This is a genomic window from Oleiphilus sp. HI0128 (assembly GCF_001635365.1).
Genome location: NZ_LWGG01000086.1, coordinates 1 through 623, shown reverse-complemented (window position 1 = coordinate 623; position 623 = coordinate 1). Strand labels below are relative to the sequence as shown.

Sequence of the window (623 nt, the reverse complement as noted above, 5' to 3'; positions counted from 1 at the left end):
CGGGTGAACTACACGATCGATATTGAATAATATCTCTCTCACCGCAGGCTTAAGGCTGAGCGCCAACTCAGTAGGCGCCATACCGTCACTGGTACGAACAAGCAATGGATCTTCGAACAGCAAGCGCAAACGCTTCAAACCATTACTCATCGCAGGCTGCGTAATACCAAGATGGTTTGCAGCCTTGGTGACGTTTTGCTCACGCAAAAGTACATCTAGGTGAACCAGCAAATTTAGATCAACATCACTTAGATTCATAGACCTAGACGCCCTTGGCTAATAACACTCAATTAAACTTAAACTTCATGGTAGATTTCACTACCTTCCTGTTTAAATTTCTCCGACATCTCACTCATACCTTCGTTCGCATCCTTTTCTGCTGCGTAATCACGAACTTCCTGAGATATTTTCATTGAACAAAACTTAGGGCCACACATTGAACAGAAATGTGCAACTTTAGCAGAGTCCTTAGGTAATGTTTCATCATGATAAGCACGAGCAGTATAAGGATCTAGCGCAAGGTTAAATTGATCTTCCCATCTAAACTCAAAACGAGCCTTTGACATAGCATTATCGTGAATCTGTGCACCAGGGTGGCCTTTTGCAAGGTCGGCAGCATGAGC

At 43.7% G+C, this 623-nt stretch carries 2 protein-coding genes; both read right to left on the bottom strand.

The window, feature by feature from the left end; translation table 11 throughout:
* Positions 1 to 258: LysR family transcriptional regulator (locus A3763_RS01090; protein ID WP_156494798.1), on the bottom strand; the 258-nt coding region annotated here is incomplete at its 3' end.
* A 38-nt stretch (positions 259 to 296) separates the two neighbouring features.
* A partial coding sequence (locus A3763_RS01085) for a phosphomethylpyrimidine synthase ThiC (RefSeq protein WP_197482666.1) occupies positions 297 to 623 on the bottom strand: 327 nt, incomplete at its 5' end.